The organism is Burkholderia torrens (genome assembly GCF_984668525.1).
This window is the reverse complement of the sequence record NZ_OZ480212.1, coordinates 3171521-3197900: the sequence shown is the minus strand read 5'-3', so window position 1 is coordinate 3197900 and position 26380 is coordinate 3171521. Positions and strand designations below refer to the sequence as shown.

The window sequence follows — 26380 nt, the reverse complement described above, 5'->3', positions numbered from 1 at the left end:
ACGTCGGGTCGGAGGTGAAGTTTCCCGGAAGGATAGCGCCTGCGGTGATGTGCGTCCAGAACGACATGCTCACCATAGCCGGTGAAGCGCACATACAAAACGGCGCTCACCCCAACCACTCCCGAAAACCCTCACCGGTCCGCCATTGCAGCGTTCCGGACTCTTCCAGACGTGCCGCGGGATGCGCGGATTCACAGAATTTCACCTGTGCACGACACGTGCGGAATTCGCTCCCGTATCGGCTCACCTTTCGATTTGTCGTAATTTTGCGACTGCACGACCGTGCGTTTTGCACAGGGTTGCGATTGTCCGTCGCTGTGCGTCCCCGATCGCCCCACGGCGGCCTGTATGCATGTACAGGCACGGTTCGCAGGGGGACAGGAATCGGGTCCGGCCTGCGAAAAGACACCGCTGAAACCGGCCCGTACGGCCCGACCGGACCTGATTTGCAGGGCCGGGCGCGCATTGTACAGCGCACCAATAGGATCAGGTCCCGAAAATACTCACCTTGAGCACAGCATGTCCATTCGTCCGGATGCCGACGAATGCCCGGCACGCGCGGGATTGGCTGGCGAAGCCTCCCGAAAACGCTCACCTTTCCAAAAAAATGCTGTGCCGCAATGGGCACGGAAATGGCTCCCGAAAAACCTCACCGTAACCGCCACAGTATCAAAAACCTCAATGCGTTCCGATACTTATGCTCGGAAGGCATTTGGCTGTGCACCGCAGACATCCCCCGAAAAGCCTCACCTTTCGACGGGAATCCTTCAGACGACAACGGTATGTCGGCCCCCGAAAAATCTCACCTGTGCCAAAAAGTGGCACAGCAAAAACGAGATTTCTTCCAGTCCTGGCGGGCTTTTCGGCGAATCCGGCCGATCACTGGTCCCGAAAAACCTCACCTTTGACCATTTTTCGGGCAAATTCCATTCCCGAAAAGCCTCACCTATGGGCGCGTGCACGGCCTGTGATCCATGCCCCGAAAAAGCTCACCTTAGCGGGATCAGGACAGGAAAACCCGGATTTCCCTCCCGAAAAACCTCACCTTTAGGACATCACAGGCCCCTGTGCGCACTTTTGCTGTGCAAAATGGCGATCGTTTCCCGGAAATCCTCACAGCAAAATCCCGCGGAGTCCCGTGAAACCTCACCTTTCGCCAAAACTGCCCAAAAGATGGGCAGAATCGGGGCACGAAGAAGGTCCTGCAAGTTCTCACCTGTGTCTGCACAGGCAGAAAACTGTGCAGTCAGGCACAGCGCGGGTTCTGTGGCTGTGCGGCCCCGAAAACCCTCACCTTTGGGAAATCTCGTGTTTCACTGTGATCCCGAATCCGCTCACGACCTTTCCTGCAACGGCTCACGCTGCTCCCTGAACCCCATCACGTCAGCTCCCGCAGAAGATCACCTTGGCTCCCGTAAAACTTCACCTTGTCGGCCGGAAAGCCTTGCTACGTAAGGCTGTGCCGTGGCGTTAACGTTTTTAACTAAGGGTTCAAGGGTGTTTACTTCTAATACTCTCAAGACATCGGCTGACGAGTTTTCCACAGACACCCCAACCCCTGAACACCCACAGGCAACAGGATCCGCTGTCATGTGAAACAAATGCCGAAATTCGGGGTCTGCAGGAAAATGCTTGTAAGACAAAGACTTGGCTGATTTTCTTCGCTTTGTTTCACGGAATCCTTGAGCACAGTCGACCAGATCGGCTCACAGAGCCGATTTCTGTGCGAAGCGACGTAAATTCACCACGTCTGCACAAAACAAGTATCAGGAAATACGTATTTCGTTATGATTGCCACATTTCAATGTCTGTGAGCACTGTCATGACCCTGGACGAAATGCGCCAAGTCATTCGCGACGAACTGGAATCGCTGCGTGCCAGCGGTGCACGCCGTCAGGAGTTGTCGCTGCATGCCTGCAAGCGTTTGTTCTTCGATCTCGGCATCCGCCCGTCGGCCGCCAATGTCCGCGATCTCACCCAGACCGGCAGCGCCAGCGACATTCCGAAAGATATCGACCATTTCTGGGAGCGCATCCGTTCCGCGTCCAAGATCCGGCTCGACGGGGCAGCCATCCCGAAGGCCGTCGAGGAAAAAGCCGGCGCATTGCTCGGCGCACTCTATGAAGAAGCACTGAAAGCAGCCCGCGACAGTCTCGATAGCGATCGCGAACAGGTTCGGGCCAGCGTGGCCGACGCCGAGCAGCGGTTGCGCGACGCAACCGTCCGCCAGGAAACGCTCGAAGCGGCGCTCTCCCGCGGCGAAACCCGAAACGAACAGCTGCAGGCCCGCGTGACCGAACTCGAGGTTCAACTCGCGTCGCAATCGACGCACGGTTCGGCAAGCGAAGCGACGTTACTCACCACAGTCGCCCGACTGGAGAAGGAACTCGCCGCGGCAGCGGCCCGCATCGACACCGAGCAGGCGCAAAACGCGACGCTCCGCGACCGCATCGATGCGTTGCAAGCCGAATTGCAGCAGCGCACGGAACACTACGCGCAGCAAATCAAGGACGCCGTGGCCGAAGCCGAACGCCGCGTGAAGCCGATGCTGGTCGAGCTGGATTCGTTGCGCAGCATGGCGTCGACCTACCAGAGTGGCTTGCGCGACGTACAGCGCAAGGAATTCGATTTCCTGCAGCAATTGAGTTCGGCCAAGGCCCGCGCGGATCGGCTCGAAGAACAGCTGCGCACGCAGGGCGATGAACTGGAACGCGCGACGCGCGACGTGAGTTCGTTACGTGCGAGCCGAGGGATGAATCCGGAAATCGCCGCACTGATCCGGCGCCTGGCCGATGCCGGGCAACTGGATGCGGAAGCGTTTTCCGCGATCGGTACCACGCTGGATCACGATATTCCGGTGCCGGCCCGGTGCCCGCATTGCGATGGGGAGCCGGAACTGTCGCACGGTGACGAAGGGTTTGAAGTGGCGTGCCCGGAATGCGAACACGCGTCGGGCGCGTGGCCGTCGCGGTTCGAAGCCGTCGCGCGCTTTGCGCATTCCTGACCCGGAGATCGGCAGCGCGTGCACAGGTGAGACGATCCGGGATGCTTGAGGTGAGGTTTTTCGGGAGCTGTGAAACGGTGAGGCTGTGCCACGCAAGGCTGCTCACGGATCGTGTCGCGTGAGCAGCCGCTTCCTTATCAGTGAGTTTCGTCGGTGTCGGTCGCGTCACCGTTGTGGTCGGCCAAGCCATCGCGCCAGTTCTTCCATGCGCGATGCAGGCGGTTCGACGAGATCGGCCGCATGAAGCCCAGCCATTTGCCGACGCGCTCGGGCGGCACGTCGTGTTCGAACAGCTCGGCCGCATAGGTATTGCGCAGCGTTTGCGGGCTCGCGCGCGCGGTGCGCGACGACGTGAGCCCGGCCGATTCGACGATCGCGTCGATCGCGCGCAGCATCGTGGCCTTGTGCATCGGCCGTCCGGCATGCGATGCGGGGAACACGAGTTCTCCCGGGATCTCCTGGCGCTTGCGCTCGGTCAGCCATGCTTCGAGCAGCGCGATCGCAAACGAGGCCAGATGGGTTTCGCGCGCGTAATCCGGATGCGTCGACTCGATCTGCAACGACGTGCCGGTCGTATTGATGCAACTAATCGTGAGGGCACGTGCTTCGCCCGTCTTGATGCCGGCACCGAGGAACGCGGCAACGAGCGCGCGGTCGCGCCGCTCTTTCCAGTAAGCGGCACCCGATACACCGATCGGTGAAAACAGATAGGCGAGCAACGTCGCGCGTTCGGCCGGCGTGAGGAAACCGGTTGGTTCGTTGTCGCGTGCCTGGCGCCAGTTCGCTTCGCCATCCTGAGCAATGAAACGGGCCGGGTTGGTCGATGCGTATTCGGTACGCCGGATGTGGTCGAGCACACGCTCGATCAGCCGCAAATAGCGCATGCGCTGCGTTTTCTTGATCGGCAATTCGCCGACGAAGTTTGCAATGGTGGCCGTGTCGACCGTGGCCAGATTCTTCTGATGCGCACGCATCCACGCGAGAAAGGCGCCCCATTGCGCGCGATAGACGTCGGCTGACGAACGGCGATAGTCCTGCATCGCGAGCCACGCGTCGAACGCGGTTTCTGGCGAGAGGATCCAGTCGGATGCACCGCGGTCGAACAGATCCTTTTCTTCCGGGCGTGCAGCGGTGTCGGGAGAAGCGGGAAGGGACATGGTGTTAATTCCGTTAGTTGCGTATATGGTAGCCCTTTCCGCAACATGTCGGGCAGCAAGGGACTGAACCGGCCGCCGTGCGCCGCGGCCGGAGCGTGGCCGTCAGTCGCCCCACGCCTTGGACTGACGGTGAGCGCGCTCGCGTGGTGCCGTGTCGTGCGACGTTGCCGCGGCTTCGTACGCGAGGACCGCGAACGAAAAGACGGCGGGCAGCGCATTCGAGCGCCCGAAGTCGATCGGATCGTCCGTTTCGGGAAACGTCATGTCCGACGGCCGTTCGAATAATTGACGCATGCCGGCGTCGTGCCGGCTGGCAAAGCCGAGATCGGCGAGCGCCTCGGCTTCGATCGCGTGCAGCAGGCGCCACGTGAGCGGCACGCGCTGGCGGATGTAGCGCCCGGCGATATGCCGGACGATCAGCTCGAGATCATGCGCGGCAGCCTTGAAGCTGAGCGCGGCCAAATCTTGTTCTTCTGTCATTGCAGGCTCCTGTCGACCGGGGCGGGCGCCTCGGTGCGCCGGCTCCAGCCCGTGCATGGCGGAATGTCCGTATACTGTACAAACATACAGTATTTTCCGCAACTGGCCTGCGATTGACCTTTTGGCCGACTATCCGCGTCGTCAGCGATGGATCACGATCAGCAATGCCCGCGCTTCGGCCTTGCCGGGGTTGCGGATCGCGTGCGGCTCGTCGGCCGGGTAGCGTGCGGTGTCGCCCACCTTCAGGCGCCGGCTGGCCGCCGCGGCTTCGATTTCCATCGCGCCCTGCAGCACGGTGAGGTGCTCGCGCGTGCCGGGTTCGTGCGCGTTCGACACCAGTGCGCCGCCGCCCGGCAGCGTCAGTTCGTACCATTCGAACTTGCCGGCGAGGTCGATCGGGCCCCATACGCGCAACTGGTACCGGCCGTCGTGGCCGGCGAGCGTCGGGATGTCGTGCGGGCCGTCCACCCGGATCGTCTCGGGCGCCTTCGGCTGCGAAAACAGCTCGTCGAGCGTGATGCCGAGCGCATTCGTCAGCCGCCACGCAACGGCGATCGTCGGGTTGGCCTTGTCGCGTTCGATCTCGGAGAGCATCGATTTCGATACGCCGGCCGCGCGCGACAGGTCGTCGAGCGTCAGCTTGCGCTCGTTGCGCAGCCGCTGGATCTGCTCGCCCACACGCGGCGGTGTGATGGCCGGCGGCTGCGGCGCGGCGCCGGCAGGCGTGCGCCGCGGCCCGGAGGAACTTGCCATTTGGATTCCGTTCGCTTAGAGTTGTTCGATATTTCGAATTCTAGTTCGGAATATCGGATAAATGCGGTCAACCGAACGACCGACTATAACAGTAGCAGGCCGTTGCGCCGCCGCCACGAGCGGTGCGCCGCGGAATGCGAATCCCTGTCAGGAGCTTTGCGATGCGTGATGCCTTTCTCGCCCAGGTGCGCGGGACGCTCGACCAGATCCGCGCGGACGGTTTTTACAAGACCGAGCGCGAGATCGCGAGTCCCCAGGCGGCAGCCGTGCGGCTCGCCGGCGGTGCCGGCGTGCTCAATTTCTGCGCGAACAACTATCTGGGTCTGGCGAACGATTCGCGCCTGATCGCGGCGGCGAAGGCCGGCCTCGACCAGGACGGCTTCGGCATGGCATCGGTCCGCTTCATCTGCGGCACGCAAACCGTCCACAAGCAACTGGAAAGCGCGCTGGCCGCGTTTCTCGGCACCGAGGACAGCATCCTCTATTCGAGCTGCTTCGACGCGAACGGCGGGCTGTTCGAGACGCTGCTCGACGAGAACGACGCGATCATCAGCGACGAGCTGAACCACGCGAGCATCATCGACGGCATTCGCCTCTGCAAGGCGAAGCGCTTCCGCTACAAGAACAACGACCTGGCCGACCTCGAGGCGAAGCTCAAGGAAGCCGATGCGGCGGGCGCGCGTCACAAGCTGATCGCGACCGACGGCGTGTTCTCGATGGACGGCATCATCGCCGACCTGAAAGGCATCTGCGATCTCGCCGATCGCTACGGCGCGCTCGTGATGGTCGACGATTCGCACGCGGTCGGCTTCATCGGCACGCACGGTCGCGGCACGCCGGAGTACTGCGGCGTCGAAGGCCGCGTCGACATCATCACGGGCACGCTCGGGAAGGCGCTCGGCGGTGCATCGGGCGGCTATGTCGCCGCGCGTCGCGAGGTGATCGAGCTGCTGCGCCAGCGCTCGCGCCCGTATCTGTTCTCGAACACGCTCACACCGAGCATCGCCGCGGCATCGCTGAAGGTGCTGGAACTGCTCGGCAGCGACGAAGGCGCGAAGCTGCGCGAGCGCGTGCGCGAGAACGGCGCGCGGTTCCGCCAGCAGATGACCGAAGCCGGCTTCACGCTCGTGCCCGGCGCACACCCGATCATCCCGGTGATGCTCGGCGACGCGCAGCTCGCGACGAACATGGCCGACAAGCTGCTCGGCGAAGGCGTCTACGTGATCGGCTTCTCGTTCCCCGTCGTGCCGCGCGGCCGCGCGCGCATCCGCACGCAGATGAGCGCCGCGCATACGCCCGAGCAGATCGACCAGACGGTCGCCGCGTTCGTGCGCGTCGGCAAGTCGCTCGGCATCATCTGACGGAGGCGCGACCATGAAAGCACTGGCAAAGCTCGAACGCGGCCCCGGCCTGACGCTCACGCGCGTGAAGCGTCCCGAAGTCGGCCACAACGACGTGCTGATCAAGATCCGCCGCACGGCGATCTGCGGCACCGACATCCATATCTGGAAGTGGGACGACTGGGCGCAGAAGACGATTCCCGTGCCGATGCACGTCGGTCACGAATATGTCGGCGAGATCGTCGAGATGGGGCAGGAAGTGCGCGGCTTCGCGATCGGCGATCGCGTGTCCGGCGAAGGCCACATCACGTGCGGTTTCTGCCGCAACTGCCGCGCGGGGCGCCGGCATCTATGCCGCAACACGGTCGGCGTCGGCGTGAACCGCGAAGGCGCGTTCGCCGAGTATCTGGCGATCCCGGCGTTCAACGCGTTCAAGATTCCGCCGGAGATCTCCGACGATCTCGCGTCGATCTTCGACCCGTTCGGCAACGCGACGCACACGGCGCTGTCGTTCAACCTCGTCGGCGAGGACGTGCTGATCACTGGCGCGGGTCCGATCGGCATCATGGCCGTCGCGATCGCGAAGCACGTCGGCGCGCGCAACGTCGTGATCACCGACATCAACGACTACCGGCTCGAGCTCGCGCGCAAGATGGGCGCGACGCGCGCGGTCAACGTCGCACGCGAGTCGCTGCGCGACGTGATGGCCGACCTGCACATGACCGAAGGCTTCGACGTCGGTCTCGAGATGTCGGGCGTACCGAGCGCGTTCACGAGCATGCTCGAGGCGATGAACCACGGCGGCAAGGTCGCGCTGCTCGGCATCCCGCCCGCGCAGACGGCGATCGACTGGAACCAGGTGATCTTCAAGGGGCTCGAGATCAAGGGCATCTACGGCCGCGAGATGTTCGAGACCTGGTACAAGATGGTCGCGATGCTGCAGAGCGGTCTCGACCTGTCGCCGATCATCACGCATCGCTTCGCGGCCGACGATTACGAGAAAGGCTTCGCCGCGATGCTGTCCGGCGAAAGCGGCAAGGTGATTCTCGACTGGACGGCCTGAGTCGAGTGTCGAGACGGGGCAGCGCGGCACGTTGGCCGCCTGCCCCGCTTTCGTTTACGTGCGTACCGTCGCACCGAAGCGCGTGATTCAACGCTTGAGGTGAGATTATTCGGGAGCTGTGTTTGCGCGCCGAATCGCGACGCGATTCCGCATCGGTGAACTGCAATCGCACGTTCGCTTCACCTGTCTGCCTTTGCTTCGCATAGTCCCTTCCGCACCCTTCCACGCTCTTCCACATGCATCGCTACTTCGCTGGCCAGGCGATCGTTCGCGACGCACCGCACGCGACGCCGAGCTGAATCGGAACATCAACCGTGAGCCCGCGAACCTCGTTGCGACTCACTCGTGCGCATGACGCACTTCGTCCAACGGTGCGCGGATCGCTACTTGCTCCGTTCACCCTTCATCCATCGCGGTTCGAGCTGAAGATTCAACACGACGAGCCAGCGCTTCGGGCACTGCGGCACAACGTCGACCGGATCGCCATGCGTGCCGGGAATCGTGATGAACCCGTGCTGCGCCGCGTGCTGATACGCACGCAATGCATCGGCCTGCAGCCAGAAGCTGACGAGCGCACACGTCACGAAGCGGAACAGCAGCACCGCCGCGGCGTCCGGCGCGAATCCGGCCGCGACCAGCAGGCTTTCGAACGCGAACGCCAGCGCCTGCGCGACCGCAATCGTGACGATCGTCAGCTTCATCACGCCGCGCAGCCGCAGTGCGGCACGCACGCGGGCCTGCCGGGCGTCGAGCCGGGCGCGGTCGCCGTCGTTGTCGCGCTTCGGCACCTCGTGTCTCATGACGCCGCACCGGCTTGCCGTGCGACCTCGATCTGCACCGTGCCGACCGCGCGCACGCGGTCGTTCGCGATGCTGACGGCCTTGCACAGGATCGCGCTGTCGTAGTTGTGTCCCGGAAAACGCATCACGTCGACCGACTGAAATCCTTCGCGGCGATAGAAATCGATGAGCCGGACCGCCGCATGCGGCGCGTCGAGCGCCAGGTGCGTCGCGCCGCGCGCGGCGGCCCGATGTTGTGCAAACGCGAGCAGTGAACGACCGATGCCGCGGTCCTGCCAGACGGGATCGACGGCCAGCTGGCCGAGCGTCGCGACGCGCCGGCTGCGATACGGATCGCAGCGGGAATCGGGATCGTGCGACTGCAGCGTCATCGTCGCGACCAGATGCGCGTTGCCGAGCGCGACGAAGCACTCGCCGGTGAGCATGCGTTCGCGCGTCGCCGACGCCGGCTGATCGACGCCCGGGCAATTGAAGCCCAGTGCGCCGAGCGGCGCGAACGCGCGATGCAGCAGCGCGGTCAGTGCGTCGTACGAATCGCTGCGCGGATCGAAGCGCCGCACGACGACGCGGCCGTCGAGCCGCTTCGCATAAGCCGCATAGGCGCGCGCGGGGCGCGCGGATTCCGGTCGCTGCATGATGTCCTTGTGCACAGACAGGGTGACCGAAGTGTAGTGAGCGTCCCGTATCGGCTTCAAGAAAAAATGTCGTAAACGTGCGCCGCCAGGCCGCGCTTCAGCCCTCTCGCCGACAGGGTTTTTCACATGGGTATTGACGACGGAGAACGATCGTTCTACCGTAAACCCATGAATACACCTCACGACTCCTCCGGCGAACCGGGCGTTCGCGACCGGCTGCTCGACGCGGCCGAAGCGCTGATCTATTCGGGCGGCATCCATGCAACGGGTGTCGATGCGATCGTCAAGCGCTCCGGTGCGGCACGAAAGAGCTTTTATTCGCACTTCGAATCGAAAGAGGCGCTGGTGGTCGCCGCGCTCGAACGTCGCGACGAACGCTGGATGCGCTGGTTCGTCGACGCCACGCTGGCGCGCGGCAAGGCGCCGCGCACGCAGCTGCTCGGCATGTTCGACGTGCTGCGCGACTGGTTCGGGCAGCCCGATTTTCACGGCTGCGCGTTCCTGAACGCATCGGGCGAGATCCCCGACGCCGACGATCCCGTGCGTGTCGTCGCGCGCGAACACAAGGCACGGTTGCTGGCGTTCGTGCGCGAGCGCTTCGATGCGTATGCCGACGAAGCCGGCATCGAGCGTCGTGGGCTTGCGCGCATCGCACGCCAGTGGCTCGTGCTGATCGACGGCGCGATCGGCGTGGCGCTTGTCAGCGGCGATGCAAACGCCGCGCGCGATGCGCGCGCGACGGCCGAACTGCTGCTCGATACCGTGTCGCGGTAGCCGACGCAGCGAATCCGAACCGGCCGCGTTCATTCGCGGCCAGAACCTGAACAGGAGCAACTCATGTCCGATTCCCCCGAAGTCCGCCCACCCGTTCCGCCCTTCACGCTCGAAACGGCGCGCCAGAAGGTGCGCGCCGCCGAGGACGGGTGGAACACGCGCGACCCGCAGCGCGTGTCGCTCGCCTATACGCCGCAGAGCCGGTGGCGCAATCGTGCCGAGTTCGTGACGGGCCGCGACGAGATCGTCGGGCTGCTGCAGCGCAAGTGGGCGCGCGAGCTCGACTACCGTCTGATCAAGGAGCTGTGGGCGTTCGACGGCAATCGCATCGCGGTGCGCTTTGCGTACGAATGGCATGACGATGCGGGCAACTGGTTCCGCTCGTACGGCAACGAGAACTGGGAGTTCGACGAAAACGGCCTGATGGCGCATCGTCACGCGAGCATCAATGATCTGCCGATTCGCGAGGCCGACCGTCTTTATCACTGGCCGCTCGGTCGTCGTCCGGACGATCATCCGGGGCTGTCCGACCTCGGGCTGTGAGGTTCACGTCGATTCAGCGGCGCGGCGAACGCATCACCGCGGTCCAATGGTGAGGAAATTCGGGAGTCGCTGCGCTGAGGTGAGATTTTTCGGGACGCGGTGAAATGGCGTGTCGGACTGTGTGCTTCGAGCAGATCGACGCGGCATCGCACGGGTAAAGCAGGCATGTTGACGTGCAGCGGTGTGCTTCATCGTGTGATGCATCTCACCGATCGCATCGGTGAAGCGTCGACGATCGGTGTGTGCGCGCATGACATGCAACTCACCGATCGGATCGACTTCACCACGCAGGCTTCCGAGGAATCTGCACGAGTGCGCAAACGCATCGTGCGTTGCTCACCGCCGACCGATTCATGAAGTGATGCCCGGCGCGCGCCGAGCATCACCCTCGCGCTTCAGCCCGCGATCCGCGCGGTGACTGCCTCGCCCACTTCCTGCGTGCCAGCGTTGCCGCCGAGATCGCGCGTATGCGGCCCCGTGCGCAGCACGTCCTCGATCGCGGCGATCATCGTGTCGTGCGCTTCACGTTCGCGGCCCGCGCCGTTGCCGAGGAAGTCGACCATCATCGCCGCCGACCAGATCATCGCGATCGGGTTCGCGATGTATTGCCCCGCGATGTCGGGTGCCGAACCGTGCACAGGCTCGAACAGCGACGGGAACGTGCGGTCGGGGTTCAGGTTCGCCGACGGCGCGATGCCGATCGTGCCCGTGCAGGCCGGCCCGAGATCCGACAGGATGTCGCCGAACAGGTTCGACGCGACGACGACGTCGAAGCGGTCCGGCTGCAGCACGAAGCGCGCGCACAGGATGTCGATGTGCTGCTTGTCGACGGCGATCTCCGGATAGCGTTCGGCCATGTCGGCCGCACGCGCATCCCACCACGGCATGCTGATCGCGATGCCGTTGCTCTTCGTCGCGACGGTGACGCGCTTCGCGCGCCGCTGTGCGAGCTCGAACGCGAATTTCAGCACGCGCTCGGTGCCGTGCCGCGTGAAGATCGACTGTTGCATCACGACTTCGCGATCGGTGCCTTCGAACATCGTGCCGCCCACCGACGAATATTCGCCCTCGGTGTTCTCGCGCACGATCATGAAGTCGATGTCGCCCGCGCGGCGGCCGGCGAGCGGCGATGGCACGCCGTCGAACAGGCGCGCGGGCCGCAGGTTGATGTACTGGTCGAATTCGCGGCGGAATTTCAGCAGCGAGCCCCACAGCGAGATGTGATCGGGCACCGTCGCGGGCCAGCCGACCGCGCCGAACAGGATCGCGTCCATGCCCGACAGTTGCGCCTTCCAGTCGTCCGGCATCATCTTGCCGTGCTGCGCGTAGTAGTCGCAGCTCGCCCAGTCGATCTCGACGAAATCGAAGCGGATGCCGAAGCGCGCGGTCACGGCGGCGAGTGCGCGCAGGCCCTCGGGCATCACTTCGCGGCCGATCCCGTCGCCGGGGATCACGGCAATCCTGTAGGTCTTGTCGGTCATGCAAATCTCCTTGGCTGGTTGGCCGGCTGCGGGGAGGCAACGGCCTGTCACACCATTCTATTTATTTCCATCTGGATTAAAATCGCACGAAAGGTTAATCGACTTTCCACGAATCGTGAATAAATCGCCGAATCTCGACGACCTGCGCGTGTTCAGCCTGGTCGTCCGCCTGACGAGCTTCAGCGCGGCCGCCGAGCAGCTCGCGGTGTCGCCCGCGTACGTCAGCAAGCGCATCGCGCTGCTCGAGGCGCAGCTCGGGACGCGCCTGCTGCATCGTTCGACGCGCCGCGTCACCGTCACGGAGGCCGGCGAACGCGTGTTCGCGCGTGCCGAGAAGATTCTCGACGACGTCGATCACCTCGTCGAGGACGTGTCGACCACCCGCACGGTGCCGCGCGGCACGCTGCGCATCTCCAGCAGCTTCGGCTTCGGCCGGCACGTCGTCGCGCCGGCGCTGCTCGACTTCAGCGCGCGCTACCCGCAACTGAACGTGCGGCTCGATCTGTTCGACCGGCTCGTCGACGTCGCGGGCGAAGGCTACGACCTCGACGTGCGCATCGGCGACGAGATCGCCGATCATCTGATCGCACGCCGCCTCGCCGCGAACCATCGTGTGCTGTGCGCGTCGCCCGACTATCTCGCACGACGCGGCACGCCGCGCTCGCTCGCGGATCTTGCCTCGCACGATTGTCTTGCAATCAAGGAGCGCGACCATCCGTTCGGTGTATGGCGGCTGAACGTGCGCGGCGAGACGGTCACGGTGAAGGTCGGCGGCGCGCTGTCGACGAACCATGGCGAGGTGGCCGTGCAATGGGCACTGGCCGGACGCGGGATCGTGTTGCGTTCGATCTGGGAGGCTGCGCCGCTGATCGAGCGCGGTGAACTGTGCCGCGTGCTGCCGGACGCGATCCAGCCCGCGAACATCTGGGCCGTGTATCCGGAACGCGTCGCGGCGTCGGCGAAGGTGCGCGTGTGCGTGGACTTTCTGGCGGAGACGCTCGCCACCCTGGATGCCGCAGCGGGTGACGATACGGCCTGAATTCGGCTAAAGGTGAGCTTTTGCGGGAGGCGTGCGCAGGCATCGACGCAGCGCTGGATGCGACCGCCGATCCGCTTGCCGGACCGGCCTTCGACGATGCCTGCGGAAGACTCACGCCACGCTGGGCGCACCGAGCATCAGGTCGAGATTCTGCACGGCTGCGCCCGATGCGCCTTTGCCGAGATTGTCGAACACGGCGGACAGCAGCACCTGGCCGCGCGCTTCGTTGACGAACACGCCGAGCCGCAGGTCATTGGTGCCGTTCAGCGCTTGCGGATCGAGATGTGTGATCGCGTGCGCGTCGGCAAGCGGCGTGACGTCGACGTGACGCGCACCGGCGTAATGGTGCGCGAGACAGGCATGCAGCTGCTCACCGGTCACGCCGGCCGGAAGCAGGCGCAGCTCGATCGGTATGGTGAGCACGATGCCCTGTCGATAGGCACCGTAGGCCGGCACGAAGAACGGGCGGTGCGCGAGCCCGGCGTGCAGCGCGATCTCGGGGGCATGCTTGTGCTCGAGTGCGAGGCCGTACACCTGCAGCGGCAGCGCGCGTGCGTCGGCGTCAGCCGATTCGAATGCGTCGACGGCCGCCCTTCCGCCCCCCGAGTAGCCGGAGATCGCATGGATGCTCACCGGGTAGTCGCGCGGCAGCAAGCCGGCCTGTTGCAGAGGGCGAAGCAGGCCGATCGCACCCGTCGGGTAGCAGCCCGGATTGGTGACGCGCTTTGCGTGCGCGATGTTCCGCGCGTGTCCGTCGGCCATCTCGGGAAAGCCATAGACCCATTCAGGCTGCGTGCGGTGAGCGGAACTCGCATCGATCACGCGCACCGCCGGGTTCCGGATGAAGTCGACCGCTTCGCGCGCGGCCGCATCGGGCAGGCACAGGATCGCGATATCGCATGCGTTGAGCGCGTCGGCACGCCGCGCGGGGTCCTTGCGTTCGGCAGCCGGAAGCGTGAGCAGCCGCACGTCGGTGCGGTCGCGCAGGCGCTCGTGAATCAGCAGTCCGGTCGTGCCCTGGTCGCCGTCGATGAAGACAGTGGGGAAGCTCATGATGGTCGTGTTCCTCGCGTTCGGTCGTCGGGGGAAAGCCGTATCGTCCGCCGGCGCATAGAATAGGAAAAGTTGAATTTACTGACCATCTGATTCAACTTTCCTGAACGAGAGGTGTTTGATGCGCGAGATCAGTCTCGACCGCCTGCGTACGCTGGTCGCGATCGCGGACCACGGATCCTTTGTCGCGGCGGCGCAATGGCTGCATCTCGCGCCGCCGACCGTCAGTCTTCATATTGCCGAACTGGAAAGCCGCGTCGGCGCGCCGCTGCTGTCCCGCACGCGCGGAAACGTGCGGCCGTCGACGATCGGCGAAGTGCTGGTTGAACGGGCGCGGCGCCTGCTGGCCGAGGTCGAATCCACGCTCGACGACGTGCAGCGGCAGGTGCAGGGGTTGACCGGACGGGTGCGCCTCGGCGCGTCGACCGGGGCGATCGCACACCTGCTGCCGCAGGCGGTGGCGCGGCTGCGCGAACAGCATCCGGATATCGATGTGCAGATCGCGGTGCTCACGTCGCAGGACACGCTGGCGCGCATTGCGCAGGGCACGCTCGACGTCGGGCTGGTCGCGCTGCCGCAGGCGCCGGTCGCGGGGCTGTCGATCCGCGCATGGCGGCGCGATCCGGTGATGGCTTTCCTGCCCGCCGACTGGCGGCTTCCGGCGCGCGTGACGCCGGCCTATCTGGCTGCGCGTCCGCTGATTCTCAACGACGCGACGACGCGCCTGTCACGGCTCACGACGGAATGGTTCGCGCTCGGCGGCCACCGGCCCGAGCCGCGGATCGAGCTCAACTACAACGATGCGATCAAGAGCCTGGTCGCCGCAGGCTACGGTGCGACGCTGCTGCCGCACGAGGCCGGTGCGCCGCTGCCGGATGCGCGCATCGTCATGCGGCCGCTACGCCCGGCGTTGTGGCGCGAGCTGGGTATTGCCCATCGCGCCGGCCCGGTCGAACGGGCGACGCAGCACGTGCTCGATGCGCTGCTCGGCGCGCGATAGCGGATCGCGGCGCGGTGGCCCGTGCGGGCCGGACGCGCGTTGTTCAGAGCCGGTTGTCCTTCGCGAGCGTGAGCACGCGCGCCCAGCGTTGCGCGTCGCGCTTGTCGGTCATCGGCAGCTTCCATTCGCTGCGTACGGCGTCGCGCACGCGCACGACGAGATGCCAACGGCCGCCGATCGGCGCGGCCTGGCAGCCGTCGAGCTGCGACAGCGTATAGCGGCCGTCGGCGCCGTCATGCGACAGCCACAGCAGCCCTTGCGTCGCGGAAAGCCGCACCTCGCCCCACGCGCGATGCACGATGTGCGTCCAGCCGTCTTCCTTCGTATTCGGTGCGATGTCGCGGCGGCGCTTGATCCACCACGCGACCAGTGCGATCACGATGGCGGCGGCGAGCACGGCGGCCGCGATTGCGACCGGCTGGCCGAACTGCGCGGCGATGACGTGAAACAGGTGAACCGCGCCCCATCCAATTGCGATGAGCGCGAATAGCGCAATGAAAATCGGCATGTCGAATCGGAAAAGAGAACGGCCCGGCGCATGCATCGCGCCGGGCCGCCGGACACGGCATTACCGGCGGCGGTGAATGTCGTGGGTGACGAAGCCCGCGTCGTTGTTGGGCAGCGCGAGGCCGTCCTTCACTGCGAGCGTCTTGCGGATGTCGTCGAGACCCGCGGACCAGTGGTCGCGCATCGTCGACAGACCGAACTGATAGTCCTTGTAGTGGTGCTCGTACGCCTTCTGCTGATAGATCAGGTGCTGGATGTTGTACTTCTTCCCGCTCGACATCGCGTCGGCCTCGACGCACCACGGGTCGTTCTTGCGCTGCTCTTCCGGCACCTGTTCGAGCACGTGGCGCAGCACGTTGCGGTAGCGCTGTTCGCGCTGCAGCGTGTCGGTGACGAAACGCGTGCGGCTCGAATACTGAACGTCCTTCGTGCGCTCGGCCACGTCGGCCATCGTGCGCGGCAGCGGCCCGCGCGCGCTCCACAGATCGACCTGGAACGCGAGCGTATCGCGGCGCGGCCGGGCGCGGAGCACTTCCATCAGCGGCGTATTCGACACGACACCGCCGTCCCAGTAATACTCGCCGTCGATCTCGACGGGCGGGAACGCGGGCGGCAACGCACCGGACGCCATGAAATGCTCGGGCTCGAGACGGATGCGCGAGTTGTCGAAGTACACGAAGTTGCCGGTGCCGACGTTGACTGCGCCGACCGACACGCGCGTCTCGCCCGAATTGATCCGGTCGAAATCGCACAGCTTCAGCAGCGTCGCGCGCAGTTGCGACGTGTCGTACCAGCTGATCTTTTCCGGATGATCGGCCACGCCCGGCAGCGGCGGCGGAAAGCGCGGCACGAAGAATCCTTGCTGGCCTTGCATCATCGCGCTGGCTGCCTGCGACGCGGTGAAGAACGTGCGGACCTGGTCGATGCTGTTGAACAGCGCGAATTCGAACGCGGCCGGAATCGCGGGAAAGAACGCCGGCTGGCAGATCGTTTCCCAGAATTCACGCAGGCGCTCGACGCGATGCTCGGGCGCATTGCCGGCGATCAGCGCGGTGTTGAGCGCGCCGATCGAGATGCCCGCGATCCAGTCGAGCGGAACGCCCGCCTCGTGCAGCCCTTCGAACACGCCGGCCTGATACGCGCCGAGCGCGCCGCCGCCCTGCAGGACGAGCGCGATCGTTTCGTACGGCAGCGACCGCGCGGGGGCCGGTGCGCCGGCTTCGTGTTGCAGGTCCGCCGCATCGACGGCCTGCTTTTCGGTGCGGGCGTGCGGCTTCATTGCATGAACCAGCCGTGGCTGACGATGAACGACTGGCCCGTGAGCGCGGCGCTCGGGAACGCCGACAGGAACAGCACCGTCTGCGCGACGTCCTGCACCGTCGTGAACACGCCGTCGACCGTGTTGCCGAGCATCACTTTCTTGATCACTTCCTCTTCGCTGATGCCGAGCTCCTTCGCCTGCTCCGGAATCTGCTTGTCGACCAGCGGCGTGCGCACGAAGCCCGGACACACGACGTGCGAGCGCACGTTGTGCTTCGCGCCTTCCTTCGCCAGCACGCGGGCGAGGCCGAGCAGGCCGTGCTTGGCCGTCACGTATGCCGACTTCAGCGGCGACGCCTCGTGCGAGTGCACCGAACCCATGTAGATCACGACGCCGCCGCGATCGTCCTTGTACATGTGCTTGAGCGCGGCCTTCGTCGTCAGGAATGCGCCGTCGACGTGGATCGCCTGCATCTTCTTCCAGTCGGAGAACGAATAGTTCTCGATCGGATTGACGATCTGGATGCCGGCGTTCGACACGAGGATGTCGACCGAGCCGAATGCTTCGGCAACCTTGTCGATGCCGCTGTTCACGGCTTCCTCGTTCGTTACGTCCATCGCGACGCCGATCGCCTTGCCGCCTGCCTTGTTGATCTCGTCGGCGACCGCGTTCGCGCCGTCCTGATTCAGGTCGGCGATCGCGACGGCCGCGCCCGCCTTGGCGAGCTCGAGTGCGATTTCCTTGCCGATGCCGCTTGCGGCGCCCGTGACGACTGCGGTCTTGCCATTCAGGTTGCTCATGTTCGAATTCCCGTGGTGAAAGGATTGACAGGGAGAAAGGACTGCGGACGTGTTACTGAGCCAGGTAATCGTAGACGACTTCGCCGAGGCCCAACGTCAAATCTGCGACCAGGTGCCGGGCTTCGACGATTTCGAGCACGGGCAGGTCGGCCACCGGCGCCAGTGCGTGCGGAGCCAGTTCGAGCGACGCCGGGCCCGTCCATGCGCCCTTCATCTTGATGTCCTGCATGTAATAGCGCACCAGTTCGCACACGCGCGCGGTGCCGTCGACGTGCGGGATGATCTTCAGCAGGAAATTGGGGCCGGCGAGACGCTTCGTCTGCTCGTCGATGTCGAGCTCCTTGTGCTTGTAGCCCATCGTGCCGGTGGCGACGCGCACCTTGCCGTAGTCGAGCGTGCCGAGGATGTGATCGGTGTTCACGTGCAGCGTGGGCGACGCGAGCTTCTTCGGGAAGCCCCACAGCTCGCGGCCGCCGGCGATCGGCGGGTGATCGTCGAGATACATCGCGAGCGTATAGCCGCCCGGCTGGCCGTTGTATTCGACGGGGATGACCTGGCCGCTTTCGGTGTAGTCGCCGAAGCCGGTCGAATCGGCCATGCGAATGAATTCGTAATGCACGAGCGGCTCGGTGACCTGCAGCGGCTCGGGGACAATTTCGCGGAGACGGTCCGGATCGGTGCGATACGTGATGATCAGAAACTCACGATCGACGAAACGGTACGGGCCCATCGGGAAGGCAGGGCTGGTCAACGGCATCGCAAACGCTTTCGATCGGACATCGCTGGCTTTCATGCGGACTCCTTGTTGTTGATCGCTTCGTGGATGAGTGCTCGTAATCGTATGCCTGTGCGTTGCCGTTGTGCGATGCCGCATATGGAATTAATTGTTGCCGATTTCGAATAATTTGCGGCGTAAATATTGAGATGAATGATGCAAACGGCAGGGAGGGCGCCCGGCGGCCCGATGGTCGCATGCGTCGATGACGCCACGATGTGAAAAAGGTGAGCCTTTACGGGAGACGGTCGCGCGGGAATATGACAATTGTGTGAACTTGTGTTGCGGTGCAGGCTCTAAGTGCGTTCGCCGCAGCGGGCTTCGCCGGCCGCGGCGGCGGCCGCCGCCGCCGTATTAAGCATCGCTTAAGCGGGCGCGCCCTAGCATCGTTCGTATCAGGCCGGGCAACCGGTCGATTTTTTACGCCCCCACGCAACCGGATTCATGCAGAACCTCAATCTCACCCTCTTTTCCGCTATCAACGCCGGGGTTGCGCCGCAGCCGGGCGTCGCCCGTCTCGCCATCTTCGCCGCCGACTGGCTCGTCTACGCACTGCCGGCGATGCTGCTGCTGACCTGGATCTTCGGTGCGCGCCCGACACGGCGCCAGGCGATCGAAGCCGGCGTCGGCGTATGCGCGGCGCTCGTGCTCGCGCAAGTGATCGGGCATTTCTGGTTCTCGCCGCGCCCGTTCATGGCCGGCGTCGGCGCGCAGCTGATTCCGCATGCGCCGGACAGCTCGTTTCCGAGCGATCACATGACGTTCTCGTGGAGCATGGCGGTCGGCCTGATGCTCGGCGGCACGACTCGCGTGACCGGGTTCGTGATGGCCGCGCTGGCCGTGGCGATTGCATGGGGGCGCATCTATGCGGGCGTGCACTGGCCGTTCGACATGGCGGGCGGCGTGCTGGTCGGCACGGCCGGCGCACTGGCCGCGCACCTGTGCGGGCAACGCGTGATCGCGCTGCTCGAACGGATCGGCGATTCGGTGCACGCGGTCGTGATGGGGCGCCGGCACGCGCCCTGAGTGAAAGGCAATCGGGCAGGACGCCGTCAGCCGGGTGTCTTGGCCGATTCGGCCGATGCGGATGGGCCACCGCCCGCATCGTGCAGTTCAGCCGTATCGGCCGGGTGCTGAGCGGCATCGCGATCGAGGGCGCTTTCCTTCAGGATCGCGCACATCGCGACGAACAGCGCGAGCACCACCGCGGCGAGGCCGCAATAGCCGACGATCTTAAGGTTGCGAAGGAAAGGCGAAGCGTGGCTTTCTTTTGTCATGACCGGGCGCTCCTGGGCGGGCTGCGGCGGCTGTCGCCCGACAGCGGCGTCGCACACACAGATATATACCAGCCGCGATGCCGGTGCCAAGCCCGCTGGTGCGCGGACGCCACGATTGTGTCATCCGCCGGTCGACCGGGCGCCCCGTTGCCGGGCACGCCTATATCGGGCGTCCGTATCCGTCAGTCTTCCAGCGTTTCGTGCACGGCCGCCGCGCCGCGCTTCCAGTAGGCCGCCGCGCGAATGCGCGATTTGTCGACGCCGCGCTCGCCGGTCAGGTGCTGGCGGACCGCACGCATCGACAGCGCTTCGCCGGCCGCCCACACGTAGCCGTCCCCGGACGGCGGCAACGGCAGGTCGCGGACGGCATTCAGCAGCGCATCGCCCTCTGCCGCGTCGGCTTCGGCGCGGAAGCGCCAGACTTCATGCACGTCGGCGCGCGTGTCGAACGCGATCTGCGCGGCACGATCGGCCACTTCCAGCACGACGGCCGCACGCGCACCGGCCGGCAATTCCTCGAGACGCCGCGCGACGGCCGGCAGCGCCGTATCGTCGCCGATCAGCAGATGCCAGTCGAAACCGGTCGGGACGACGAACGAACCGCGCGGGCCGCCGATGCCGAGCCATTGGCCGACCCGTGCCTGCGCCGCCCATTGCGACGCGGGGCCCGGATGGTTCAGCACGAATTCCAGATCGAGTTCGCAGGAAGCGCGGTCGAAGCGGCGCGGCGTGAAGTCGCGCGCGACCGGCTTCGGTTCGCCTTCCGGAAACTCGGGGCCGTTCGCGCCGAGCGTCGGCATCGCGGGCCGTTCGGCGCCGGGCGGCGGGAAAAACACCTTCACGTGATCGTCGAACGACGCGGATTCGAAATCCGCGAGATCGGGGCCGCCGAGCGTGACGCGCAGCAGGTGCGGCGTCACGGCATGCACGCGCAGGACCTGCAGCAGGCGGAACTTGAGGGTATGGCGCACGCGGGTCACGGTGCGCTCGGATGTGTTCTGCATCGATCCGTTCTCCTTGAGGTTTGACGGGGCGGCGCGGATCACGCGCCGGAGCCGCCTTCGATTTCGGCCGTCGCGCGGCGCATGATGGCCGCGATGCGGCGTTGTTCGTCGGCATCGGCGGCGCTCTTGTGCAGCAGCGCGCGCTTGAGCGCGAGGCGCGCCTCGACGAACTCCGGCAGCCAGCCGGCCTGCGATTCGTCCGGTGCTTCGTTGCCTGCCGATTCCCCGGCGAACGCGCGGCGCATGAACTCCATCTTGCGGGCGAGGTGCGTGAGGCGGGCGAACAGCGTGTCGACGCGTTCGCGCTGCGCATCGAGATGCGCGCGGCCGGCGTCGGTCAGCGCATAGCGCTTGCGGTTGCCTTCCGCCTGCGACGCGACGAAGCCGACTTCTTCCAGATACGTGAGTGCCGGATACACCATGCCGGGGCTCGGGCTGTAGAAACCGTTCGAACGCGTGTCGAGCGCCTTGATCAGCTCGTAGCCGTGACTCGGCTGCTCGGCGACCAGCGCGAGCAGCAGCAACTGGAGATCGTCGGAGCTGAACTGGCGGCCTCGCGGCATGCCGTCGTCGCCGAAATCGCCAAAGCCGCCGCGCCCGCCCCGGCCGCCGAACGGGCCGCCACCGAACATGTCGTGGCCGCGGCGGTGGCGGCCGATCGCGTACCAGAGACCGGCGAACCAGTCGGGGCGGGCATGCGCACCATGACCGTCGCAACGGTCATGGCCGCGGAAGTGATTGTGTCGCATGATCCTGTCCTATATGTCGAAAAACATATCTAAAGATATATATCGAAAGATAGGGCGTCAAGGGGATTTATTTGGGGTTGGATGGTGGTGAGATGGCTGATGCCGTGCATCGCGCGACGACTTCGCGCGTCGCAGCCCATGTCAACAATGGTCAATTCCCCTGCCGGCGTGTTGTGGTCCGCGCACCCAGTGGCGACAATCGGCCCGCTCGCCCGGGCGAGCGCGCTTCAGAAGCGGTTCGAAAAGCCGCTGGACGCGGTTCTCGCTTTTCGCGCCTTGGAAAATTCGAATGACGTTCATCCTGCCGCACAATCCCCGCCAAGACCGGCGTCAACGCGCCGATGCGCTGCTTCTCGAAGCGACGACGGATGATGGATTCGTCCGCGAATCGCTGCGTATCGTCGCCGAGGCCCGGCAACGCATCGAGGATTCGCGCGGATTGACAACCGATGCTGGACGGCTTGACATGCACGATGTCGCCGATACTGCGTAAGAGGTCACCGACCATGGGATCCAAAACCGTGAGCCGTACATGGAAGGTCGCACTGGCGCTGGTCGCGCTGACGGGCGTCGCATTGTTCGCGCTCGGCACGCGCATTCATTTCGGCTACTACGCCGACGATCGGCAGGCCGCGCTTCGGGCGGAAGCGTTGGTCGTGCAGCGCTTCAACACACAGGCGTTCGACGCGATCTACGACGATGCGGCTGACGCGATGCACGCCACCGTGTCACGAACGCAGGCTGTCGACGCGATGCGTGCGACGCTGAAAGCGTACGGGACCATCGTCGAGGACAACGAAGGCGCGACGACCTGCTTCCCGGATCAGGTCCGCATGGTGCGCTGGCTGAAGTCGTCGAACGGGACGGACCTGACGCAGATGAGCCTGTGGTCGACGCCGGGCGGCGAGGCGAAACTGGTGATGATGCGGATTTCGCCGGGGCATGCGAGCGTCGACCCCGAGATCGTCCACCGGAATCGCTGCGGTTCGCGGTGAGTCCCGATGAAGGACGCGCCGCGTGCCGCGCGTGTTCCCGTTTCCTTCAGATCCCCATCCGCTCTGCCACGCCGTCGCGATCGACGAACTTGTGTTTCACCGCGGCGCCGACGTGCAGGGCCAGCAGTAGGCCGAGCGTCAGCACCAGCGCGCGATGCAGCGTATCCGTCAGGAGTCGCAACGGTTCGTCGCGACCGACGAGCACCGGCAGTTCCGTGAGGCCGAAGAAGCTGACCGCGTGCGCGCCTGCGAGGCGGTGCACGTAGCCGGTCAGCGGCACGAGAAACAGCAGCAGGTACAGCACGCCGTGCAACGCGCCGGCGATCCGCGCCTGCCAGGCCGGGATGCTGTCCGGCAGCGGCGGCGGCGTGTGCGTCGCGCGCCAGACGAGGCGCGGCACGGTCAGCATGAAGATCAGGCTGCCGATCGACGCGTGATAGAACAGGATGCCGTTGAACTGCGACGAGTTGTGCGGATACGTATCCATGTAGAGCCCGATCGACAGGTTCAACAGGATCAGAATCGCGATCGACCAGTGCATGGCGATCGCGAAGCGTGCGTAGGCGGTGTGGTTGGGCTGTGACATGAGCGATCTCGCTGATTCGGGTGGGGTGCCGCGCACCCGCGCGTCCGGTGCGGCGAACGGCGTGGCGACACCCGATGTACCGGTGCCGCGCCGGATTTATTCCCGATGCATGCGCCGCTTCAACGATCTCGCGAAGGCGCTGCGCCACGTCGCGCGTATCGAGGCCGGCATCGGCCGCGATACCGCGGCCGGCGCCTGCTTTTCACCGTCAGAACCGCGTACTGAACCCGATCCGCGCAATCGACTGCAGTACGCCGCTTGATGCACCGTTGGCATCCATCACGCCGTTGATCTGCGCGTTGCTGCCGTGACCGGTGCGCTGATGCACGCCGGCGACGTACACCATCGTGCGTTTCGACAGCCAGTACTGGACTGCGGCCAGGAATTGATGTGCATGCGCGTTGTCGAGCGTGTCGTTACCCAACATGTACGTGTAGCTCGCGCCGATTACCCATACCGGCGACGGCCGCCACGCCGCACCGGCTTCGGCCGACCACGCGCCCGCGCCGTTCCGCGCGTTGTGCACGGTCGTGAAGAGCGCCTTCCCCGTGACCGTGCCGACCGTGTAGTGCACGCCCGCGCCCCAGTTGCGCACGCTGGTGGGCGGCAGTCCGCCGGCCGCGCCGTATTTCTGGTTCGTATAGGCCGCACCTGCGCCGAACGGGCCGTTTTCGTAGCTCGCGCCGACGCTGACCGTGTCGTTCGCGCCGACCGACCCGGCGACGTTCCCGAAGCCGTACAGCGCGCCGAACGTGAGGCCCGACAGCGACGGGCTCGTGTACTTGATCGAATTCGCGACGCGATTGCTGCCGGCGACGCGGTCCCAGTCGAATGCGCCCGTCGGGTTGTTCGGCAGCGCGAGCTTGTCGAACGGTCCGTTGCGGAAGCCGTACAAGCCGACGAGATCCTGCGCGATCTCGTTGCCGCTCGCCGCCAGCGAATCGACCATGAACTCGTACTGGTTGCCGAGCGTCAGCGTGCCGTACCGGTCGTTCTGCAGCCCGACGTAGGCCGTGCGCGCGAACAACCCGCCGCCGATGATCGAGCCTTTGCCGAGCGAGTACTGGTTCACGAGCCGGAAGATCGCGCGCGTACCCGCGCCGAGATCTTCCTTGCCCTCGAAGCCGAGCAGGTTCGGAAAGAAGATGTTGTCGTCGAATTTCGCGGCGCCGTGGCCGCTCTGGTTGCTGACATAGCTGATGCCAGCATCCATCAGCCCGAACATCGTCACGCTGCTCTGTGCAAACGCCGCAGCCGGAATCGTGCCGGCCGCCGCAAGTGCCAGTAGGGTCTTTTTCGTCATATCAAAAGTGCTCCTCACATGTTTCCGATCGGATCGGATATTTTTGATTGGACTACTGATTGATGTGAAAAAATGCGATCCGAGTGAATCCCGGATCAGGGGGCAGCAGAAAGGGACCGAGCTGCGCAACGGGCATCGGCGGGTGTCGTGAACCTGCCGATGCCCTGCGCGCCGTGGGCTAGACCGTCGAGTACCCGCCGTCCACCGGCACGACCGCGCCCGTCACGAACGACGCGCCGGGCGAGCACAGGAACAGGATCACGTCCGCGACCTCGTCGGCCGTGCCCCAGCGCCCGAGCGGCGTGCGATCGAGGATGCGGCGCGACGCCAGGGCGTCGGCCATCAGCCCGGTACTGAGCGGCGTGTCGATCCAGCCGGGCGCGACCGCGTTCACGCGGATGCCGCGATCGGCCCATGCCTGTGCGAGCGAGCGCGTGAGCTGCGCGATGCCGCCCTTGCTCGCGCTGTACGCGGGCCGGTCCTTGCTGCCGAAGTACGTGTACATAGACGCGACATTGACGATGCTGCCGCCGTGTGCCGACAGCGCCGGCCGTGCGGCATCGGACGCGCGCATCACCGACGTCAGGTTCACGTTCAGCACGAGTTCGAACTGGTCCATCCGGTATTCGTCCGCGTGCCGGCTGATGCCGACGCCGTTGACGAGCACGTCGAGCCGCGGCAGCGCCGCGATCGTGCGCGTCAGCGCGTCGCTGTCGGTCACGTCAAGCTCCACGCAGCGGATGCCCGCATGTACGGGCGCGTGCGGGCCGGCGGCGTCGAGCCCGAGCGCGACGACCGACGCGCCCGCTTCCGCGAACCGCAGCGCGGTGCGCGCGCCGATGCCCGACGTGCCGCCCGTCACGACGACGGACTTGCGTTCAAACGCCCACTGACGACTCATGCTCGACACTCCCGGTGGTTGGTGCGCGACGGGCCGGCCGCTGCGCGGGTGAAACGAGGATCTTGATCTGCGTGCGGTCGGCGAGCAGCGCGTCGAAGCCGTCGGCGACGGCGTCTTCAAGCGACACGGTGCGCGTGACGATCGACGTGAGGTCGAGCGCGCCCGACGCGACGATCCGCAGCAGGTCTTCGTAGGCATGCCGGTAGCCGACGCTCGCCGTGAACGTCAGCTCGTCGTTGACCGCGCGGAACGCGTCGAAGCCCGCATGCGGCATCAGGCCGACCATCACGAGCCGGCCGCCCTTGCGCAGCGCCTGCATCGCCGATTCGAACGTGGCCGGCAACCCGGCCGCTTCGAACCCCGCATCGACGCCGAGCCCGCCCGTGGCCGCACGGATCGCGTCCTGTAGCGCGATCGCACCGAACGCTCGCGCGTCGAACGCATGCGTCGCGCCAAAGCGCGTGGCGGCCGCGAGCCGTTCGGGCGATACGTCGATCGCCACGATCGTCGTCGCGCCCTGCAGCTTCGCGAGCATGATCAGCAGCAGGCCGATCGGGCCGAGCCCGAACACCGCGCAGGTCTCGCCGAGCCGCAGTTCGCCGCGCCGCAGCGCGTGCAGCGCGACGGCGGCGGGCTCCATCACGGCCGCCTGTTCGAGGCTCACGCCGTCGGGCAGGCGATGCAGCATGTAAGCGGGCACGACCGCGAAGTCGGCCATCCCGCCGTCGCCCATCAGTCCGGCGAAACCCATCGACACGCACAGGTTGTACGATCCGGCGCGGCAGTATGCGCACTGGCTGCAGCGGTATTCGGGCTCGACCGCGACGCGGTCGCCCGCGCGCAGCGTCGTCACGCCTTCGCCGACTTCGACGACGGTTCCGCAGAATTCGTGGCCGAGCGTCAGCGGCGCGGTGCGGCGCGACAGCGGGTGCGGAGTGTCGACCGGAATCGCATGCGGGCCGTCTGCATATTCGTGCAGGTCGCTGCCGCAGATCCCGCAATACGCGACCGCGATGCGCACGTCGCCGGGACCGACGCGCGGCGTGTCGATGTCCACGAGGCGAACGTCGCGCGGGCCATGCCATTGAAGTGCCCGCATG

General features: G+C 65.5%; 28 protein-coding genes. 10 read left to right on the top strand and 18 right to left on the bottom strand.

Annotated elements, in window-relative coordinates; translation table 11 throughout:
- Positions 1-1822 precede the first annotated feature (1822 nt).
- Positions 1823-3004: a DNA-binding protein gene (locus tag AC5LXX_RS30595; RefSeq protein ID WP_493412255.1), complete on the top strand. Its 1182-nt coding sequence runs from the start codon at positions 1823-1825 to the stop codon at positions 3002-3004.
- A 137-nt stretch (positions 3005-3141) separates the two neighbouring features.
- Here the strand turns inward: AC5LXX_RS30595 and AC5LXX_RS30590 are convergent, their stop codons facing one another.
- The 3 genes from AC5LXX_RS30590 to AC5LXX_RS30580 form a co-directional block, all read right to left on the bottom strand.
- Entirely contained in the window at positions 3142-4161 is a 1020-nt protein-coding gene (locus tag AC5LXX_RS30590) for a tyrosine-type recombinase/integrase (protein ID WP_493412254.1), read from the bottom strand.
- 102 nt (positions 4162-4263) lie between these two features.
- On the bottom strand, positions 4264-4641 hold the full coding sequence (locus AC5LXX_RS30585) for a DUF2471 family protein (protein ID WP_493404353.1): 378 nt from the start codon (positions 4639-4641) through the stop codon (positions 4264-4266).
- A gap of 141 nt (positions 4642-4782) precedes the next feature.
- Entirely contained in the window at positions 4783-5394 is a 612-nt protein-coding gene (locus tag AC5LXX_RS30580) for a helix-turn-helix domain-containing protein (protein WP_493404352.1), read from the bottom strand.
- Positions 5395-5555: 161 nt separating this feature from the next.
- Here AC5LXX_RS30580 and AC5LXX_RS30575 point away from each other — a divergent pair, with 161 nt between their 5' ends.
- Positions 5556-6755 (top strand): glycine C-acetyltransferase, encoded by a 1200-nt coding sequence (locus tag AC5LXX_RS30575; RefSeq protein WP_124450682.1) that lies wholly within the window; start codon positions 5556-5558, stop codon positions 6753-6755.
- 13 nt (positions 6756-6768) lie between these two features.
- The gene (gene tdh, locus AC5LXX_RS30570) at positions 6769-7797 is read left to right on the top strand and encodes an L-threonine 3-dehydrogenase (protein ID WP_047902093.1); all 1029 of its coding nucleotides are present in this window, start codon (positions 6769-6771) and stop codon (positions 7795-7797) included.
- Between the two features lie 383 nt (positions 7798-8180).
- On the opposite strand, the gene AC5LXX_RS30565 is transcribed toward tdh, so the two are convergent.
- Together AC5LXX_RS30565 and AC5LXX_RS30560 are read right to left on the bottom strand one after the other, a co-directional pair.
- Positions 8181-8597 (bottom strand): hypothetical protein, encoded by a 417-nt coding sequence (locus AC5LXX_RS30565; protein ID WP_493412253.1) that lies wholly within the window; start codon positions 8595-8597, stop codon positions 8181-8183.
- Complete coding sequence (locus tag AC5LXX_RS30560) at positions 8594-9232, bottom strand: GNAT family N-acetyltransferase (RefSeq protein WP_493412252.1); 639 nt, start codon at positions 9230-9232, stop codon at positions 8594-8596. The genes AC5LXX_RS30565 and AC5LXX_RS30560 overlap by 4 nt, the downstream gene beginning before the upstream one ends.
- Before the next feature lie 168 nt (positions 9233-9400).
- Here AC5LXX_RS30560 and AC5LXX_RS30555 point away from each other — a divergent pair, with 168 nt between their 5' ends.
- Positions 9401-10006, top strand: coding sequence for a TetR/AcrR family transcriptional regulator (locus AC5LXX_RS30555; protein WP_322081882.1), 606 nt, complete (start codon positions 9401-9403; stop codon positions 10004-10006).
- 63 nt (positions 10007-10069) lie between these two features.
- Positions 10070-10549 carry a nuclear transport factor 2 family protein gene (locus AC5LXX_RS30550; RefSeq protein ID WP_124450672.1) on the top strand — a complete coding sequence of 160 codons (480 nt, stop codon included), beginning with the start codon at positions 10070-10072 and terminating at the stop codon, positions 10547-10549.
- Between the two features lie 395 nt (positions 10550-10944).
- Here AC5LXX_RS30550 and AC5LXX_RS30545 read toward each other — a convergent pair whose 3' ends face one another.
- Positions 10945-12030, bottom strand: a complete 1086-nt coding sequence (locus AC5LXX_RS30545; RefSeq protein ID WP_493412251.1) for a tartrate dehydrogenase — start codon at positions 12028-12030, stop codon at positions 10945-10947.
- A 115-nt stretch (positions 12031-12145) separates the two neighbouring features.
- Here AC5LXX_RS30545 and AC5LXX_RS30540 point away from each other — a divergent pair, with 115 nt between their 5' ends.
- Entirely contained in the window at positions 12146-13069 is a 924-nt protein-coding gene (locus AC5LXX_RS30540; protein WP_493412250.1) for a LysR substrate-binding domain-containing protein, read from the top strand.
- A gap of 111 nt (positions 13070-13180) precedes the next feature.
- On the opposite strand, the gene argC is transcribed toward AC5LXX_RS30540, so the two are convergent.
- On the bottom strand, positions 13181-14122 hold the full coding sequence (gene argC / locus AC5LXX_RS30535) for an N-acetyl-gamma-glutamyl-phosphate reductase (RefSeq protein ID WP_493412249.1): 942 nt from the start codon (positions 14120-14122) through the stop codon (positions 13181-13183).
- 121 nt (positions 14123-14243) lie between these two features.
- On the opposite strand from argC, the gene AC5LXX_RS30530 reads away from it, so the two are divergent.
- Positions 14244-15122: a LysR family transcriptional regulator gene (locus tag AC5LXX_RS30530; protein ID WP_124450664.1), complete on the top strand. Its 879-nt coding sequence runs from the start codon at positions 14244-14246 to the stop codon at positions 15120-15122.
- A 43-nt stretch (positions 15123-15165) separates the two neighbouring features.
- Here AC5LXX_RS30530 and AC5LXX_RS30525 read toward each other — a convergent pair whose 3' ends face one another.
- From AC5LXX_RS30525 to AC5LXX_RS30510, 4 genes are read right to left on the bottom strand one after another with little or no spacing between them, the layout of a single operon-like run.
- Entirely contained in the window at positions 15166-15630 is a 465-nt protein-coding gene (locus AC5LXX_RS30525; protein ID WP_493412248.1) for a signal peptide protein, read from the bottom strand.
- Positions 15631-15690: 60 nt separating this feature from the next.
- Positions 15691-16908, bottom strand: a complete 1218-nt coding sequence (locus AC5LXX_RS30520; protein WP_493412247.1) for a patatin-like phospholipase family protein — start codon at positions 16906-16908, stop codon at positions 15691-15693.
- Positions 16905-17690: a 3-hydroxybutyrate dehydrogenase gene (locus tag AC5LXX_RS30515; RefSeq protein ID WP_174433619.1), complete on the bottom strand. Its 786-nt coding sequence runs from the start codon at positions 17688-17690 to the stop codon at positions 16905-16907. Before AC5LXX_RS30515 ends, AC5LXX_RS30520 begins: the two co-directional genes overlap by 4 nt.
- A 52-nt stretch (positions 17691-17742) precedes the next feature.
- Positions 17743-18483 carry an acetoacetate decarboxylase gene (locus tag AC5LXX_RS30510; RefSeq protein ID WP_124456771.1) on the bottom strand — a complete coding sequence of 247 codons (741 nt, stop codon included), beginning with the start codon at positions 18481-18483 and terminating at the stop codon, positions 17743-17745.
- Between the two features lie 426 nt (positions 18484-18909).
- Here AC5LXX_RS30510 and AC5LXX_RS30505 point away from each other — a divergent pair, with 426 nt between their 5' ends.
- Positions 18910-19491: an undecaprenyl-diphosphatase gene (locus tag AC5LXX_RS30505; RefSeq protein WP_493412246.1), complete on the top strand. Its 582-nt coding sequence runs from the start codon at positions 18910-18912 to the stop codon at positions 19489-19491.
- A 26-nt stretch (positions 19492-19517) separates the two neighbouring features.
- On the opposite strand, the gene AC5LXX_RS30500 is transcribed toward AC5LXX_RS30505, so the two are convergent.
- The 3 genes from AC5LXX_RS30500 to AC5LXX_RS30490 all read right to left on the bottom strand — a co-directional run bounded on the left by AC5LXX_RS30500 (position 19518) and on the right by AC5LXX_RS30490 (position 21495).
- Positions 19518-19742, bottom strand: coding sequence for a hypothetical protein (locus AC5LXX_RS30500; RefSeq protein ID WP_493412245.1), 225 nt, complete (start codon positions 19740-19742; stop codon positions 19518-19520).
- A gap of 182 nt (positions 19743-19924) precedes the next feature.
- A complete protein-coding gene (locus AC5LXX_RS30495) occupies positions 19925-20746 on the bottom strand; it encodes a siderophore-interacting protein (RefSeq protein WP_493412244.1) in 822 nt (273 codons plus the stop codon).
- Positions 20747-20784: 38 nt separating this feature from the next.
- Positions 20785-21495 (bottom strand): PadR family transcriptional regulator, encoded by a 711-nt coding sequence (locus AC5LXX_RS30490; RefSeq protein ID WP_034189770.1) that lies wholly within the window; start codon positions 21493-21495, stop codon positions 20785-20787.
- Between the two features lie 289 nt (positions 21496-21784).
- Between AC5LXX_RS30490 and AC5LXX_RS30485 the strand changes: the two genes are divergently transcribed.
- Entirely contained in the window at positions 21785-21988 is a 204-nt protein-coding gene (locus tag AC5LXX_RS30485; RefSeq protein ID WP_493412243.1) for a hypothetical protein, read from the top strand.
- Positions 21989-22001: 13 nt separating this feature from the next.
- A complete protein-coding gene (locus tag AC5LXX_RS30480; RefSeq protein WP_493412242.1) occupies positions 22002-22490 on the top strand; it encodes a hypothetical protein in 489 nt (162 codons plus the stop codon).
- Positions 22491-22536: 46 nt separating this feature from the next.
- Here the strand turns inward: AC5LXX_RS30480 and AC5LXX_RS30475 are convergent, their stop codons facing one another.
- The 4 genes from AC5LXX_RS30475 to AC5LXX_RS30460 all read right to left on the bottom strand — a co-directional run bounded on the left by AC5LXX_RS30475 (position 22537) and on the right by AC5LXX_RS30460 (position 26379).
- Entirely contained in the window at positions 22537-23076 is a 540-nt protein-coding gene (locus tag AC5LXX_RS30475) for a cytochrome b (protein ID WP_493412241.1), read from the bottom strand.
- Between the two features lie 208 nt (positions 23077-23284).
- Positions 23285-24379, bottom strand: coding sequence for a porin (locus tag AC5LXX_RS30470; RefSeq protein WP_493412240.1), 1095 nt, complete (start codon positions 24377-24379; stop codon positions 23285-23287).
- 178 nt (positions 24380-24557) lie between these two features.
- The gene (locus tag AC5LXX_RS30465) at positions 24558-25280 is read right to left on the bottom strand and encodes an SDR family NAD(P)-dependent oxidoreductase (RefSeq protein WP_493412239.1); all 723 of its coding nucleotides are present in this window, start codon (positions 25278-25280) and stop codon (positions 24558-24560) included.
- Complete coding sequence (locus AC5LXX_RS30460) at positions 25258-26379, bottom strand: 2,3-butanediol dehydrogenase (protein ID WP_493412238.1); 1122 nt, start codon at positions 26377-26379, stop codon at positions 25258-25260. Before AC5LXX_RS30460 ends, AC5LXX_RS30465 begins: the two co-directional genes overlap by 23 nt.
- Between the last annotated feature and the right edge of the window lies 1 nt (position 26380).